The 14410-nt window shown below is 69.7% G+C and carries 21 protein-coding genes; 2 read left to right on the top strand and 19 right to left on the bottom strand.

The genetic code is table 11. From position 1 onward, the window contains the following. Positions 1-33 precede the first annotated feature (33 nt). The 10 genes from J5V96_RS09505 to J5V96_RS09465 all read right to left on the bottom strand — a co-directional run bounded on the left by J5V96_RS09505 (position 34) and on the right by J5V96_RS09465 (position 5493). Positions 34-555 carry a holin gene (locus J5V96_RS09505; protein WP_208503151.1) on the bottom strand — a complete coding sequence of 174 codons (522 nt, stop codon included), beginning with the start codon at positions 553-555 and terminating at the stop codon, positions 34-36. Then, on the bottom strand, positions 552-890 hold the full coding sequence (locus tag J5V96_RS09500; RefSeq protein ID WP_208503149.1) for a ubiquitination-like system serine protease family protein: 339 nt from the start codon (positions 888-890) through the stop codon (positions 552-554). Before J5V96_RS09500 ends, J5V96_RS09505 begins: the two co-directional genes overlap by 4 nt. After that, complete coding sequence (locus tag J5V96_RS09495) at positions 887-1285, bottom strand: hypothetical protein (RefSeq protein WP_208503147.1); 399 nt, start codon at positions 1283-1285, stop codon at positions 887-889. The genes J5V96_RS09500 and J5V96_RS09495 overlap by 4 nt, the downstream gene beginning before the upstream one ends. Continuing rightward, positions 1272-1700: a hypothetical protein gene (locus J5V96_RS09490; protein ID WP_208503145.1), complete on the bottom strand. Its 429-nt coding sequence runs from the start codon at positions 1698-1700 to the stop codon at positions 1272-1274. The genes J5V96_RS09495 and J5V96_RS09490 overlap by 14 nt, the downstream gene beginning before the upstream one ends. Further along, entirely contained in the window at positions 1697-1837 is a 141-nt protein-coding gene (locus J5V96_RS09485) for a hypothetical protein (protein WP_208503143.1), read from the bottom strand. The genes J5V96_RS09490 and J5V96_RS09485 overlap by 4 nt, the downstream gene beginning before the upstream one ends. After that, positions 1834-2925, bottom strand: coding sequence for a peptidoglycan recognition protein family protein (locus tag J5V96_RS09480; protein ID WP_208503141.1), 1092 nt, complete (start codon positions 2923-2925; stop codon positions 1834-1836). Before J5V96_RS09480 ends, J5V96_RS09485 begins: the two co-directional genes overlap by 4 nt. Beyond that, positions 2925-3053 carry a hypothetical protein gene (locus J5V96_RS17265; RefSeq protein WP_268927545.1) on the bottom strand — a complete coding sequence of 43 codons (129 nt, stop codon included), beginning with the start codon at positions 3051-3053 and terminating at the stop codon, positions 2925-2927. Before J5V96_RS17265 ends, J5V96_RS09480 begins: the two co-directional genes overlap by 1 nt. 182 nt (positions 3054-3235) lie before the next feature. Continuing rightward, complete coding sequence (locus tag J5V96_RS09475) at positions 3236-3457, bottom strand: hypothetical protein (RefSeq protein WP_208503139.1); 222 nt, start codon at positions 3455-3457, stop codon at positions 3236-3238. A 30-nt stretch (positions 3458-3487) separates the two neighbouring features. Further along, positions 3488-5038, bottom strand: a complete 1551-nt coding sequence (locus J5V96_RS09470) for an SGNH/GDSL hydrolase family protein (RefSeq protein ID WP_208503137.1) — start codon at positions 5036-5038, stop codon at positions 3488-3490. Next, the gene (locus tag J5V96_RS09465; RefSeq protein ID WP_208503134.1) at positions 5038-5493 is read right to left on the bottom strand and encodes a hypothetical protein; all 456 of its coding nucleotides are present in this window, start codon (positions 5491-5493) and stop codon (positions 5038-5040) included. Before J5V96_RS09465 ends, J5V96_RS09470 begins: the two co-directional genes overlap by 1 nt. Positions 5494-5559: 66 nt before the next feature. On the opposite strand from J5V96_RS09465, the gene J5V96_RS09460 reads away from it, so the two are divergent. After that, complete coding sequence (locus tag J5V96_RS09460; protein WP_208503132.1) at positions 5560-5808, top strand: hypothetical protein; 249 nt, start codon at positions 5560-5562, stop codon at positions 5806-5808. Then, a complete protein-coding gene (locus tag J5V96_RS09455; RefSeq protein WP_208503130.1) occupies positions 5805-6248 on the top strand; it encodes a hypothetical protein in 444 nt (147 codons plus the stop codon). The genes J5V96_RS09460 and J5V96_RS09455 overlap by 4 nt, the downstream gene beginning before the upstream one ends. Here J5V96_RS09455 and J5V96_RS09450 read toward each other — a convergent pair. The 9 genes from J5V96_RS09450 to J5V96_RS09410 all read right to left on the bottom strand — a co-directional run bounded on the left by J5V96_RS09450 (position 6245) and on the right by J5V96_RS09410 (position 14408). Further along, on the bottom strand, positions 6245-6988 hold the full coding sequence (locus tag J5V96_RS09450) for a hypothetical protein (RefSeq protein WP_208503128.1): 744 nt from the start codon (positions 6986-6988) through the stop codon (positions 6245-6247). The two genes, J5V96_RS09455 and J5V96_RS09450, sit on opposite strands and share 4 nt — an antisense overlap. Then, positions 6988-7989 carry a hypothetical protein gene (locus tag J5V96_RS09445; protein WP_208503126.1) on the bottom strand — a complete coding sequence of 334 codons (1002 nt, stop codon included), beginning with the start codon at positions 7987-7989 and terminating at the stop codon, positions 6988-6990. Before J5V96_RS09445 ends, J5V96_RS09450 begins: the two co-directional genes overlap by 1 nt. 112 nt (positions 7990-8101) lie before the next feature. After that, positions 8102-8875 (bottom strand): hypothetical protein, encoded by a 774-nt coding sequence (locus J5V96_RS09440; protein ID WP_208503124.1) that lies wholly within the window; start codon positions 8873-8875, stop codon positions 8102-8104. A 3-nt stretch (positions 8876-8878) separates the two neighbouring features. Then, a complete protein-coding gene (locus J5V96_RS09435; RefSeq protein ID WP_208503122.1) occupies positions 8879-12223 on the bottom strand; it encodes a phage tail protein in 3345 nt (1114 codons plus the stop codon). An 8-nt stretch (positions 12224-12231) separates the two neighbouring features. Further along, the gene (locus J5V96_RS09430; protein WP_236014677.1) at positions 12232-12597 is read right to left on the bottom strand and encodes a hypothetical protein; all 366 of its coding nucleotides are present in this window, start codon (positions 12595-12597) and stop codon (positions 12232-12234) included. Further along, the gene (locus J5V96_RS09425) at positions 12594-12980 is read right to left on the bottom strand and encodes a hypothetical protein (RefSeq protein WP_208503120.1); all 387 of its coding nucleotides are present in this window, start codon (positions 12978-12980) and stop codon (positions 12594-12596) included. The genes J5V96_RS09430 and J5V96_RS09425 overlap by 4 nt, the downstream gene beginning before the upstream one ends. A gap of 84 nt (positions 12981-13064) precedes the next feature. Continuing rightward, positions 13065-13652: a hypothetical protein gene (locus tag J5V96_RS09420; RefSeq protein ID WP_208503118.1), complete on the bottom strand. Its 588-nt coding sequence runs from the start codon at positions 13650-13652 to the stop codon at positions 13065-13067. A 49-nt stretch (positions 13653-13701) separates the two neighbouring features. Continuing rightward, the gene (locus tag J5V96_RS09415; protein WP_208503116.1) at positions 13702-14121 is read right to left on the bottom strand and encodes a hypothetical protein; all 420 of its coding nucleotides are present in this window, start codon (positions 14119-14121) and stop codon (positions 13702-13704) included. Continuing rightward, positions 14118-14408 carry an HK97 gp10 family phage protein gene (locus J5V96_RS09410; RefSeq protein ID WP_208503114.1) on the bottom strand — a complete coding sequence of 97 codons (291 nt, stop codon included), beginning with the start codon at positions 14406-14408 and terminating at the stop codon, positions 14118-14120. The genes J5V96_RS09415 and J5V96_RS09410 overlap by 4 nt, the downstream gene beginning before the upstream one ends. Positions 14409-14410 lie beyond the last annotated feature (2 nt).

Here is a 14410-nt window from a genome sequence, read left to right as displayed (position 1 = left end):
CACCCAGGGAGGGCGGTTCTTTCAGTCGAGTTACTAGCGCGGCGATCGGGTGCTGTCCGCGGTGATGCTCGCCACGAGCTCTGCGACCTCGGTCGGATTCGCCGAGTCGGGCAGCACGATCGTCTGGTTCACGGTGCGCGTAGGAGGCGTGCCCTTGGTGGGGTCCTGCGGCAGGGTTGCGAGGACCAGGCGCAGAAGGGACAGGCCGGCGGCGATGAGCGCCGACTGCAGCACGAACGCCCAGTCGACGTCGGTCAGGAGAACGGCGCCCGTGAGGCCGCCGCCGAGGGCCTGGAAGAACGTCTTCACGACGCGCTCCACCGCGGCCAGCCACCACGGCAGGTCGGTGCCGACCGCCTCCGGGAGGCCTGCCAGCGAGGTGACCATAGACGAGACGAAGCCGAAGCCCGCCGCGAGGGCGAGAGCCGCCCACGGGATCTCGGCGAGCAGCGACCCGCCGAAGTAGGGTACGGCGATGGTGACGGCCGTGTAGAGCGCGCGCCATAGAGCCGCGCGCCACCAGGCGATGTCCGCCAGGCGGGTGGTGATGGTCATGCTTCCTCCTCGAATCGGGGCGGCCAGTCCGGCAGGTCGACGGTTTGGCCAGCGAGTGCGTGCGTGCTGTCGTTGAGGTACTCGATCCGCCCGTCGCGCACGAACGAGTGGCAGATGATCGCGCCGCCCTCCGGGACGCCGGCGTGCGCCGTGTCGTAGAACGGGTGCTCGGCGGCCCACTGGACGCCCTGGACGAGGACCGACGGGCTGACGGTCGGCCGCTCGCGATCGCCGTCGAACGTCCACGGCGGCACCGTTATCACGTGGGCGTGGTCGCACCCCGGGCACCAGAACAACCAGCGGTCGCCCTCACCGGCCGAGACGCGGGGCGTCATGACGCCCGCTCCCGGATCCAGTGCGGCGGCAGCGTGTCGACCTCGAGCTCCTCGATGTCCGACGGGTTGAGGCGCGGGGGCGGGACGTTCTTCGGCCACTGCTGGGCGGTCGCCTTGACGATGCGCCCGGCGGCGTCGGCGCGGCGTTCTGCCTTCGCCACTCGAGACAGCAGCCCCGGCTCGTCCTTCTCCGGGTCGCCGTAGACCGCCTTCGTCAGCTTGTCCAGCTGCGTCAGGACGGTCGAGTAGTCGATCGGCTCGCGAGTCTTCTTCGCGATGAAGCTGCCGACCCACAGCAGCAGCGCAGTCACCAGAGTCGAGCCGAGGATCCACACCGCGCCCGGCACGCTCGGCACGTCGTCGGCCAGTGTCGAGGCGATGTCAACCAGCGGCATCCTGCGACCCCTTCCGGCGACGGGCGAGCGAGAAGACACGGATCGCCGGGAAGCCGACCAAGATGGCTGGGATGGCAGCGAGGGGCGCGGCCCCGCCGCCGCGCCCGAGCAGCGCGCCGCTGTACCCGAGGAACACCATGATCAGCAGCCAGGTCGCCAGCTGCTCGAACCGATACCGACCGGTCGTCCACGTGCGTGCGACGGCGGCCGCCGCGAGCAACGCGAGAGCGGTGACGGCGGCCGCCCATGCGAAGGCGAAGGATGCTCCCGCAACGATCGTGAACGTCGGGATCTCGACGATCATCGCCCAGGCGCCGTACGCGGCGAGGCCGAGGTACTTGTACATCAGGCCCGCGCAGACAGCTCCGCCGCTGAGGCCCTCCTCGGCGTGCTCGCGGATGCGCTCTACGCTCATGAGGCTGCACCTCCGATCAGGAAGACGACCGCGATCCCGAGCTGCACGACCGCCCACAGGTAGACGGCCGAGAAGGCGATCACGGTCAGCGCCACGGCGACCGCCGTGGCCGCGGCGAGCCAGCCGAGCACCCTCACGTGACCGGCGCTTCCCAGGCGGCCGCCCAGGTCTCGGGCCCGATCAAGCCGTCGACGGTCAGCCCCTTCTCTTCCTGGAACGCGATGACGTTGCCGCGCAGCTCGTCGCCGTACAGGCCGTCGATGCCGTGCTCGGAGAAGTCCCAGCCGCGCCGCTCCATCTGCGCCATGAACTGCTTCAGCTCGGCCCGGTGACCGTAGTAGCCGGAGACCGACTGGATCGGTCCCTCCTTGGGCCCGAAGTACCAGCCCTCGGGGAGGGGGAACGCCGGCGCCTTCGAGCTCGTCGGCTTGGGCTTGCTCGGCGTCTTCGTCTTCACCGGGCCATTGAGCACCTTCCAGGTGTCGGGCCCGACGTCGCCGTCCGGCTCGAGGCCGTATGCCTCCTGCAGGACGCGCACCTGGCGCGTGGTGTCGGGCCCGTAGATCTCGTCGACCTCGGTCGGGAAGCCGTGCTTGCCGAGAAGCTTCTGGATGTCCTCGATCGGGTACCCGGCCCACGTCGGCTTCTCGGCGGCGGGCAGCGCCGCGGGCGCCGGGACCTTGCCGCCGAGGATCTGCTGTGCGCGCTTCGTGATCCAGTTCAGGTCCATGCCGCCCGGGCAGGCCGTCGCGTAGGAGCCGCCGTGGATCGTGTACACCTCGCGGTGACCGATCACGGTCCACGTCTTCGGGTTGCCGTTGCGGTGCGGGTAGAAGCCGAAGCGGCGCGCCATCTCGGCGACGTACTGCGCGATCGACTCGTGCGTCGCGGCCGACAGGGTCCAGCCGTTCGCGCTCGAGTTGATGCACTCGGCCGTGACCGCCCAGCTGTCCCAGTAGGCGTCAGCGAGCGACCACGCGCGCCGATCGAACGGAACCGCCTGCACGACCTGGCCGTCCTCGATGCCGACGTGCGCCGACACCTGGCGGCCGCCGGGCTGCATCAGCCCGAGGAGGTTCGCGAGGGCGCGGAAGAGGCGCAGCGCGGCGCGCACCAGGATGCCGGGCTGCTTGACCATGGCCGCGTGGTGGAGGACGACGCCGCCGACCTTGCGGGTGCGGGGCGAGTGATCGGACGTCCACCACGCCCCGGATATGATGCCCATCAGTCCTCCTCCCCTCGGTCGCCCTCGGGCCGCGACATCGCGTCGCTGCCGTCGTACGGGTTGCTCGGATCCTTCGCCTGCTTCATCAGCGACAGCACCTCGGCTTCGCGTTCCTGCTGCGTGGCCATGACGGCCCCCTCTCATGACGAAAGCCGCCCAAGAGGACGGCTTGCAGAAGGTCGGGAGGCCACCCGTAGATGGCCTCCCGACTGGTGTTCAGTATTCGGCGAGCCGCTGGAGCAGGCCCGCGTCGCGGCGAGCGATCCAGCGCACGCACTCGAGGGGCTTGAGCGGGGCGCACTGCGCGGCTTCACCCCTCTTCCAGCGCCGCGTCATACGCGTCCCAGTCGGTCACTCTGCCCACCTCGGGATCCCATCCCGCGGCATCAGCCGGCGTCACGACGGCCCAGCCCTCGCACCCTGACTCGCCACACCCGCACGCGACGACGACGAGCTCGCCCGACTCGATGCGGCCCCACCGCCCAGCGGAGGCGAACTGGCGCTGCCAGGCCAAGAACTCTTCGCGGGTCATCCTGATGGGGATTTCCTTTCGGACGGTGGTTCAGGAACCGGCGAGCGGCAGGACACCCTTGACGAGGTAGACACGATCGACGGATGCTTCCACCCCCGCGGTTCCCGCGAGGCGTGAGTACAGGCGGATGTAGATGTCCGTCGCAGCTTCCGCGATGCGCATAGTCGCGAGGACCCACTGGTAGCCACCGCGCGACGTGGCGTGCACGTCCGTGCGGGCCTGGCCTGCTCCGATCTGGAAAATGCCTGCCGCTGCCTGCTGGTCGTTCGAGACGGGCTGGGTGAGCCGTACGGCGAGGGTCACGTACGAGCCGCGCAGCTCCTTCGTCTTCGCCGCCCCGAGCATCTGGAAGACCTGAGCGGCACCCGAAACAGCGGTGCCGGTGATCTTCATCGCGTGCGCGCCGGTCTCGTACGAGGCGACGTCCTTCGACGTGGTCGCGTTCGTCGGCGTCCAGTTGTCCGGGCTCGCCCCCGTCCACGCGGAGAAGTCCGCGTTAACCACGTAGTTCTTCGCGGAGCGGAGCAGCGCGGACGGTTCGAGGCGCGTCGCCGTGGCGCCGCGCGCCGACGCCATCGCCGCGTTGATGAGGTCACCCATCAACGCGTAGCCAGCGGCATTCGGATGCGTGCGATCCGTCGCGGGCGTCATGAGTACCGTCTGCCAGTCCGGCGTGTCGGTGAACGCCTGGTGCGCGTCGATGAACCCGTACCCGCGGAGGCCGGCCACGGCCTCGACGACCTGCGCCTTGTGCGCCTGCCATGTCTCCCGACCGACTATGAGCGACGGGTTCTGCGAGAACAGGACGACACCCGCGAGCGGATGAGTCGCTGTGACGGACTCGGTCACCGCGAGCCACTTGTTCCGCTGCAGGGCCTGCGCGTCGACCGTCTCGAGCGGGCCGCCTGTGTTGTGACCTTGCAGCACGATCACAGCATCCGGGCTCACAGCCGCGATCGCCGCGGCATAGCGCCCACCCAGCACGTACTCCGGCACGCCCCCGGACCGGCACGCGATGTACACGCGCAGCACGTAGGGGCCCGTGCCCGTCTGCACCGTCACCGGGTCCTGGTAAGCGATCTCGGAGACCTCGTCCCAGAACACGTACTGCACGGTGTACGCGGGGAACTGGTCAGCGAGCCACAGGCAGTTCAGGTGCGGCGGCTTGTTGAGCCCCGACCCGAGCGAGTCCGTGATCCACAACAGCGTCACATTCGACACGCCGCGCTCGAGCTTTGAGATCACCCCGCGCAGGTTGCCCGCGGTCGCCTCGTTGGCGTAGTTCGGTGTCTCTCGCGCCACCGCCGCGGCCCTTGCCGCCACGGCCGCGCCCGTCTTCGTCGGGCTCAGCACGAGCGCCTCGGTGGCATCGTCGTTGTTTACGGTCTCGGGGCTCGGCAGCGGCATGGGGAGGCGGATGTGCGCGCCGCGGTTCGATGCCGGGCCGAGCATCTCCGCATGGAAGGGCTCATCCCAGCCGACATACTCCCCCGTCAGAAAGCCGAACGAGCCCGGGTCGCCCTTGTCGCCCTTCGGCCCCCTGAGGTTGGCGAGCCAGATCACGTACCAGGGAAGCGCCATTAGTTGACTCCGATCGCGTAGTAGCCGAGGTCCCCGCTCGATGGGTCGTAGTACGCCCCGGGTAGCGGGGTCGCCGGCCAGTTCGGGCCGACGTAGAAGCCCAGCGCGGGCACGTCACCCATGCGCGTGATGGCACCGCCTCCAGGGAGTGCGGAGAACCGCCACTCGTTCTGCCAGACGCGCCAGCGGCCGCCGCTGGCCGTCTCGCCGTAGAGGACGACCTCGAGGATGTACTGCACGCCGACCTTGCCGTTCGTTCCGACGAGCTCGCTCGACGGAATCAGCTCCATCGAGAACGTGGTCCCTGTGACGGGGACGACCACGCGCTGGTCCGTCACCAGTCCGTCCGGCCCCCAGGCCTCGACCTCGGGGCGCACGGTCAGACGCGGCATGAAGTCGGCGAGCCCGTGCACGCCAACATCGGTCAGGGTGCCGAGGTAGGTGTAGGTCGCCATGCGGACCCTCTCTCTAGTTGTCAAAAGTTCTTGACAAAGCCGTATCTGTCAAATAGATTTGACAGCATGAGCGCAGAACAGCACATCATCGATGGGGCAGCAGCCCTCCGCACCGACGACATGGACGCCAGCGCCGCAGCCGTCCTGGCGAGCTACGCCGCCTTCGCGAAGCTCGTCGACGCCGACCTTGCGAACCGCGTGCACGACGCCCGCAGCATGGGTCTCACCTGGCAGCAGATCGGCGACATCCTCGGCCTCACTCGCCAGGCCGCACACACCCGCTACGCCCACTCCACCCCCAGGGAGCAGTCATGAAGTCCAGCACCACCGCCGCGCTCGTCGGCGTCCTCGCCCTCGCGGCGGTCGGCGGAGGCGCGGCGTACGCCATGAGCCAGCCGGCCCCGGCCGAGACGACCAACTCGGCGGGAGCGCAGACGCCGACGCCCACGCCGACTGAGAGCGCGACTCCGGAAGCGTCCGAGCCGACGCCCGCGGCGGGCTCGGCTCCGTCTGTCACTCCCGACCAGGAGACGTGCCGGGACTACGTGGCCTCGAAGTGGCAGAACGCCGAGTACCCCGCCGAGCGGGAGACCGACTGGGCGACCGAGCAGAGCGCCGACGGCGGACTCATCGTCACGTGGAAGCTCGACGGCTCAGCCGCAAAGGGCGGCCCCGGTGGGAGCACGACCCGCGACTACACCTTCACGTGCACGCTCGCGGCTGACGGTTCGCTCGTCGAAGTCCTCGCTGGCTAGACGGGCGAGGTCATGCGGACCAGGTTGTCCGCCTCGTCGACTCCCAGAGCCGTGACGGCGCCCACGCCGGACCCTGGCGCGAGCGTTCCCCGCACCTTGGGCTGACCGCCGATCACGACGAACATGCTGCCGCCGCTCTGCCCGACGAATGCTGACCCGTTCTCGGCGCCCACCCAATAGTTGCCCGCGACGATCCCCGCCTGATCGCCGTTAGAGATGACGTCGGCGACGCCGAGGTCGATCTTCGCGACCCCACCCTCGGTCTTGATCGTGATCGGGTTCGTGCCCGGGATCGTGATCGACTTCGATGCGGAGTCGATGATGATGCCGCCATCGCCGCCGACCTGGATGCGGCCTCCGCCGAGCGGGGTCAGCTTGATCCCGCCGACGTTGATCTCGCCGCCGCCTTCGACGTTGAGGTCGGATAGCAGCCGGAGGATGCCGGTGATGTCGACGCTGCCGGTGATATCTCCGTCGCCGGAAAGCGCCCAGGGTCCGGTCCAGTCGAGAGTGCCGGATCCTTCGAGGCGCCCGGTGACGCGCTGCGTGCCGGTGACGATCCACCAGCCCTCGACCTTGCCGGAGCCCTGGACGAGGATCGACTCGTTGCCAACGAAGCGGGTCTGCCCGTCGTGCACCGACGCGGAGCGCAGGTTCGCGGCGGTTTCGAGCCGGTCGAGACGTTCGAGGATCCGCCAGATCGCGTCCTCAGGTCGGTCAGGGCGAGGGCGGGAAACCATCAGATCGTCTCCAAGGTCAGCTTGATCGTGTGCGGGTCGTCGAGCGATCCGGAGAATCCGAGCACGCGGTGCTCGGTCCACCCGTCGTCGATCCAGACGTCGTCGCGCTCCTCGACGCGGATGATCGAGCCGAGGCGCAGCTGCGCCGGGTCGATTCCTCCGTCGGGGTCAACCGCCGTGGTCTTCACGTTGAAGGACCACTGGTCGGTCGTGGTGAGCCGCGAGTTCAGGTAGGCGCTCGAGCGGTTGTCGATCACCGACTTGTTGCCGGACTTCACGGTGAGCTTCGTGTCGCGCGCGAGGCCAGCGGAAACGGACGCGGCCGCGCCACCGACCTTCAGGTCTCGCTCCTCGCCCTCACCGATGCCGAAGACTCCGGTGTACTTCTCGCCGATCGTGTGCACGACGACATCGGTCAGCGGGGACTCGGGGGCGTGCATCGGCACCTCGAACGTGGGGCCCGACAGGGTCGGTGCGCCGATGCGCAGATCCCACCCGAACTGCGTCCCCGTCACCCGCGGGTGGAAGTCGAGGTCCGGACCGTCCGGCATCTCCTCGATCTCCTTGAGAAGGGACTCGCCCGAGCGGAACTGCCACGCCCAGATGTCCATCTCCTCGGATCCCGCCTCGTCAGCGGGGATCGTGACCGGCAGCGGCCAGGCCGCGGAGATCGGGTCGGTGAAGATGATGCGCGCGACCCTCGAAGCCATGCCCCGCCAGGACAGCCCGGTCCAGTGGAAACGCAGCGCCGGGAAATACCCGCCGATGCCGTACAGCCACCGCGCCGCCGCGAGCTCGCGGACGTCGTTGTGGATGACCTCGAGCATCCCGGTCGTCTTGTGGTACTTCGAGTCGATGATCAGCCCGTGGTAGACCGGCACGCCGTTCCAGCAATGCGCGAGCACGCGATCGCGGGGCCGATCCTTCCCGAACAGATCGTGCGCGTCTGAGCGCGAGAGGCCGAGCGATTTCAGCGGGAAGGAGTGCGTCTGCTGTGTCACACTCCCCCGCTGCCACGATCCCGCAGACGCCTCTACCTCTTCCAGCCGGTCGCCGGACTGCGCATCCCAGATGACGCACGACCACGGGCCCTCCGCCATTGCCGTCGCCTCCTCAGATGTAGGTGTCGTGTACCTCGACGGTCAGCAGCCCCGCCGAAACGCTGATCTCCGTCGCGGGTAGCCCCGAAGGGATCGTGAACAGCTCCGCCCGGGCCACCCCGCCGATCACGCGTGATCCGCCCACGTACAGCCGACCGGTGCGCATCTCAAATCGGTGCGGCGTGCCGCTGACGAGCGGCCGCGAGATGACAATCTCCCGACCGCCCGGACCGGTGATCGTGTAGCCGCCGGCGGCGGAACCGGTGACGACGAGCTCGGAGAGCGCAGGGAAGTTGCCCTCGTGGAAGGCCTGCACCGTGGCCGCTGGCCCGAAGGTGTGCAGGTGCCCGTATTTGCGCGGGTCAGGGAACCACCAGGCCGTCTTCCATGCCGCACGGCGCCCGGTGCCTACGTCCTTGAACGTGGGGACCTGACCGGCTGCGAGGCGCGCATCCGCCCACAGCTCGCGGCCGTTGCGGATCACGGTGACCCGGAACTTGGCGCCGTCGGCTCCGTGACCGATGAAACGATCCCGCAGCATCTCGAGCGATGCCGGACGCTCGGCGATCGCCCACCCGCTGAACGGCATCAGCCGCCCGGCCAGGAATCCGGGCATGTCGAAGTCGCCGTGCGCCTGCGGGCGGGCGACGGTGTCGGATCGCATCGCGACACCGTCGTCCCACCCGTCGAACGCGTCGCGCCGCACGTACAGCCCTTCGACCCGGCTCTCCCCCTGCGGAGACTGCCGGATGTCGAGCTCGTTGGAGAGCAGCCGGAGCAGCGTCATCGGTTACTGTCCTCTCGCGTTCAGCAGGTCGGCGACCGTGTGGCCTGCGACCTGCCCGATCTCCGTCGCGTCCGCACCGTGCGCGTCGATCTGCACTAGCGGCCCCTGCGGCCCGCTCGCCGGATCGGCCGCGGCGGTGCCCGCGGGCCCACCGCGGCGCGCCTCGGCAGGCGCGGTGACCGTGGCGGTCACCGACCCCACCGCCTTCTGCGCCCGAGCCGACGCGGTGCTCGCCATACGCACCAGCGCGTCCCCGAAGTCCGGCGGATCATCGAAGCCCGCACCGAACTGCTCGGCGAGCGCCTCGCCACCGGTGCGCACCGCGCGCCATCCGCTGCCCGAGAACGGGCCGCGCTTGGCGGGCGAGTGCGGGAAGAACCCGCCGACGAAGTCCATGACCCCACCGACCGCGTCGCCAACGGCGGAGAACATCGACCCGATGCCGTCGATGAACGACTGGATGATGTCCTTACCCGCCTGCAGCAGCGCCGGCCCGAGGGCGATGATCGCGTTGACCATCTCCGGGCCCATGTCGCTGAGCGTCTGCACGAGCTGAGGGATGATCTCCGGGATCGCCAGGACCAGCGCCTTGAACAGCTCGACCGCCGCGGTCAGCAGCGTCGGGACCAGCCCGATCAGCGTCGAGATGATCTGCGGCAGCATCCCCACGATCGCGACGAGCAGCTGCGGGAGCACCGTCAGCAGACCGAGCACGAGCTGCAGGAACAGGTTGATGACCGTGCCGAGCAAGGCCGGGATCATCCCGATCAGCGTCGTGAGGATCTCCGGCAGCATGCCCACGAGGGTCGTGAGCAGTTGCGGGAGCACCTGCACCAAGGCGAGCACCAGCTGCATGAACAGGCCGATCGCGGCCGTCAGCAGCACCGGCAGCATGCTGACGAGCGCCGTCACGATCTGCGGCAGCGCGCCCAACAGGGCGCCCACCACCACCGGGAGCACCGTGATCAGGGCCTGGATCAGGCCCATGAACAGCTGCATCCCGCCGTCGATGATCGACGGCAGCATGCTCACCAGCGCAGTGACCAGCCCGGTGACCATCTGCACCGCGCCCGAGGCGAGAGCAGGCAACGCCGTGACGATGCCGGACACCAGCGCCGTGACGATCTGCGTAGCCGCTCCCAGCAGATCCGGCACCTGCGAGAGGATCGAGGCCACTACCTGCGGGACGAACGTCGCGAACTGCTGGACGAGTCCTGGCAGAGCCGCGACGACCTGACCGATCACGCCAGTGAGGGTCTGGACGATGGCCCCCGCGTCGCCCCCGGACAGGGCGAAGCCCGCGAGCCCGGCCGCGACGATCCCGAGCGGCCCGCCCAGGATCCCCAGCGCCCCGGTCAGACCGGGGAGCATCGTGGTGAGCAGCGGGATGCGGCTGAGCAGACCGCCAAGTCCGCCCGCGCCGACGGCGACGAGGACGCCGGCAAGCGGCGCGAGAACGCCCGTGAGGCCTTCCAGCCCACTTCCGGCGAGCCCTGCCCCGGAGCCGATCGAGTTGAACAGGTTGGTGAGCCAGTCCAGAGCGGGACCGATCGTGTTCAGCAGCACGCCGCCGAACGCCTTCGCCCGCTCCTCGATCGGACCGAGGGCGCTGGTGGCCGCCTGGAGGAGCGGCCCGATCTTGCCGTAGATGCCCTCGAGCGCGTTCGCACCGATGCGCCCCATCGCGGCGAAGAAGTTCTTCGCCGCGCCCGGAACGGTCTTGCCCATCTCGGCGGCGACGGTGCCGGCGGCAGCCTCGGCGGCCTTCGAGAAGGTCTCGAAGTCGACCTTGCCCTCGGAGGCCATCTTGAACACTTCGCCGGCGGTGACGCCCATCTGCTTGGCGAGTGCCTGGTAGATGGGGATCCCGCGGTCGGCGAGCTGCGCGATGACGTCGTTCTGGACACCGTTGGCCTGGGTGGCGGCTCGGTTGAAGATCGAGCCCATCTCCTCCATGGAGAGGCCCGCCGCGGAGGCGTTGTTCGCGATCCGCTTCAGGTGACCCTGCAGCTCCTCGCCCGGCTTGATGTTCGCGGCGACAGCGGCCGCGGCCACCGTCGCGGCTTCACCGAGCCCGAAGGAGGTTCCCCGCACCGAAGCGAGGGCATCGCCCATGATCGCCTGGACGGTGCTCGCGTCGTTGCCCAGACCGGTCAGCTTCGCGCGGGCCGTGTCGATCGCCGTGAGACGACCGAAGCCCTTCGCGAACGCGATGCCGATCCCGGCGGCCGCGACGGTGACCGCACCGGTCCCGATCGCCTGGACGCTTGCGCCGAGCGCCCGCCCCGCGGCCGCTCCGGCGTGGGATGCCGACGTGACGACCGACCGGAACGCGGAAGACGCCGTCGATCCGATCCGGGCGAGCCCCGCACCGAAGCTCGACACGAGCCGAGAGGCGGCCGGGCCGGCTGCCGCGGTCATCGTCCGGAACGCGGCCGACACCTGCGAGGTGAGCGGCGACATCCACGTGCCGACGCGACGACCCAGGTTGACGAACGGGGAGGCCATGAGCGTCCCCGCCGCCAGGGCGTACTGTCCGATCGGAGCGAACGCACCGCGGACGGTCGCCCCGACGCCCGAGACCCATCGAGCCGAGGCGTTCCACGCGGAGGCGAGGCGCCCGCCGACCATCGTGGCCAGGGACGTGAAAGCGGTGGCCGCCTGCTGCGCCTGCAGTCGCGCGAGGCGACCGAGCCTGGTCAGGCCGGTGATGTCGGCGGTCGCACGAAGGATGCCGCCGATCGAACCCGCAGCTCCAGAGAACGCCGAGCGTGCGGCCGTGGCGTCGCGCCATCCGTCGCGGAGGCTCCCTGCCAGTGCCCGCAGGTTCCGGCTCGAGCTGGCGGCCGTCTCGTCCACGCCGAGCTGCACGCGGCGCAGACCCTCCTGCGCGGCCCGCAGGCGCTCGGTCGCGTCCGCGGCGGCCTCGGTGGATCCAGCGTGCACGCGACGCACGGCCGCGAGGCGCTCCTCCGCGGCAACCGCCAGGGAAGAGCCCGCGCCGGACTTCTCGATCGCCTCGGCGAGGCGGGTCTCAGCCACCCGCACGCGGCCGGCGTCGTCCTGCTGCTTCAGCCGCGCCTTCGCCAGGGCGGCAGAGGCGGAGGCCACCGAGGCGGTGAGCTTCCTCGTCTCGGCGGCGCCCAGGTCTCCGGCGGCGCTGGCCAGCGTGGCCTTCATGTCCTTGCCGAGCGCGCGGCCCGCGCGAGCGCCGGCGCCCTGGAAGCCGCCCTCGAAGGTCTTCGCGCCCGCAGCTCCCGCGGCCTTCGTCTCCCGCGTGACGCGGGACTTGAAGCCCGTCAGCACCGGGAAGATGCTGACGTGACCGGAGCCAACCTCGGACGACATGACACCTCCTAGGTGGAGAACACGATCCCGCTCTCGAGATCCGCGACCGCGGCGGCGACCTCGTCAGAGGTCGCGCCGGATCCGTTGGCCTTTGGCGACGGCATCGCCCAGGGCATGACCTTGCGCGCGGCCTTCTCGTTCCCGATCTGCGCGATCAGCGCCAGCAGGTCCGGGAGGGATGCCGGGTAGGCCCAGTTCGCGAGCTCGGCCCCAAGCGCCGTGGACGGGTCGGATGCGGCCTCCTCGAGGAGGAGCTTGGCCTCTCCCCACGTGAGCGCGCCGCCCAGATCGGACAGCCCCACACCGTATGTCTCCCGGAGAGTGCGTGCGACGGTGCGGGGCCTGTCCTTGATGATCCGGGCGACGGACATCATTCCGGGAGTGATGCCTTCGCGATGCGCTCGAAGACGTTGAAGAACCGGGCGGCCATCGCCATGGTCTCGGTGAGGTTGCGGCGGGTGAAGTCCGCCGCGGCCTCCGCGCCGGCGATGTCGGTGAGCAGCTTCTTGAGCTGGTCGACAGGGTTGTCGGACTCGGCTGCGAGGTCGTCGATCTGGTCGACGCTGAGGTTCAGCGGAAGCCGGACCGTCTGGCCGTTGGTGAAGCGGCCGATGAAGTCGCCCTCGACGATGATGTGGCGGATGTCGGGCTTGAGCGCCTCGATCGCCTTCGCCTCGTCCTCCGCCGACCAGGAGTCGAAGTCGTACTCGGGCGCGGCGTCCGCGTTGGGCTTGGGAGTGGTGTTGCGTGCGGCCATGGTGGCCCTCCAATCGGGATTCTCGGGTTCGGGTTATGGGGCTGGCCGGGGCGACCCGATAGCGTCCCGGCCAGCCGGTCTGTGTCAGCCCGCGGGCTCCTCGACGGCACCGGGGATCGCGGGACCCCACTGCCAGAAGGGGGCGCCGTTGAACAGCTCGTCCTCCTGCCAGGTGAACGTCACCGCCGCGCCCTCAACCTCGCCGCGGGTCTGCTGGTCGGGCTCGACGGCCGTGACCGCGGCGACGCCCTCCTGGCGCTTCTCCATGCCGTTCCGGTAGCGGGTGACGACGTACAGGATGAAGCGGTTGTCGGGCAGGCTCGAGGACACCTCGATGACGCCGTTCGCGTCGGGGGTGGCTCCCTCGATGAGCGACTGCACCGCGGCGTTCTGCTCGGCGAGCGTGATCGCCACCGCGCGCGTGCCGTCGCCGGCGAGCGTGTAGCCCTTCTGGAAGAACTCGATCGCGTCGCCGCTCTCGCGCGAGGGGGCCGGGCCGCCGTCGACCTTGTACAGGCCGAGGCGCTTCGCCGCGGTCGGAAGCACGAGCGGGCTCGCACCCAGCGCGTTCTTCGCGATCACGTTCGCGGTCTCGAGCGGCGCGAACGCCGCCATACCGGTGATGGGGACGCCGACCGCGGTGAGGTCGTTCCCCTGGCTGTCCGCTACCACAGCGGTACCTCCTTCTCCCGCGATGCGGGCTTGTGGGTTGTGGGGTGGCTCACCAGGAGCCGGCCGCGACGTACTGCGCCGTGAGGTATCGGCGTGCCACGTCGAGTTCTTCGTCAACGGCATACGGGCCGTTGCACCCGCTCGGGTCGACCGCCGCGATCGGCGAGTTATCCGCGAGCGGCAGGTCGAGGTCGAACAGCACCGCCGCCAGCCATCGGGCGAGGTCGTTCGCGGGCTTGTCGTCCTGCTTCGACCCGGCGAGCACGGATGCGCCGATCGACCGGTCGAAGGTGACGTGGGAGAGACGCGGTCCGGAGTCGTCACGGATCACGATCAGCGGCCGCTTCAGCGGCAGCGAAAGGGTCGGCGGCTCCTTGTTCGAGACGTCGACCACCAGGCCTTCGCCGGCCGCGAGCGCTCTCACGTACCCTGTCAGCCACAGCTCGAGATCCGGGGGCGTGACCCTCATCCCTTCGCCGCCTTCAGGCCGCGGGCCATCACGCCCTGCTTGGACTCGATCAGCAGCGTTTTCTCGTCGTCGCCGACGACGCGCGTGACGCGCCGGAACCGGGACTCACGGTGCTCGATGTGCAGCCCGTCGCGGTACTCGGCGGTGTCGACCGGGGCGTTGGCCTTCATGTTCGACAGCGCGCGCTCGGCCGCAGCGTCGGTGAGCTGCTCGACCTTCGGCTGGCGCAGCACGGTCTCGAAGAAGCGCGGATTGAACTCGACATCGGTGTCGCCGCTGCGGGCCATGG

This window comes from Microbacterium stercoris, assembly GCF_017592545.1.
Lineage (GTDB): Bacteria > Actinomycetota > Actinomycetes > Actinomycetales > Microbacteriaceae > Microbacterium > Microbacterium stercoris.
The sequence above is the reverse complement of the archived record's forward strand: the minus strand, read 5'-3'. Positions and strand labels throughout refer to the sequence as shown.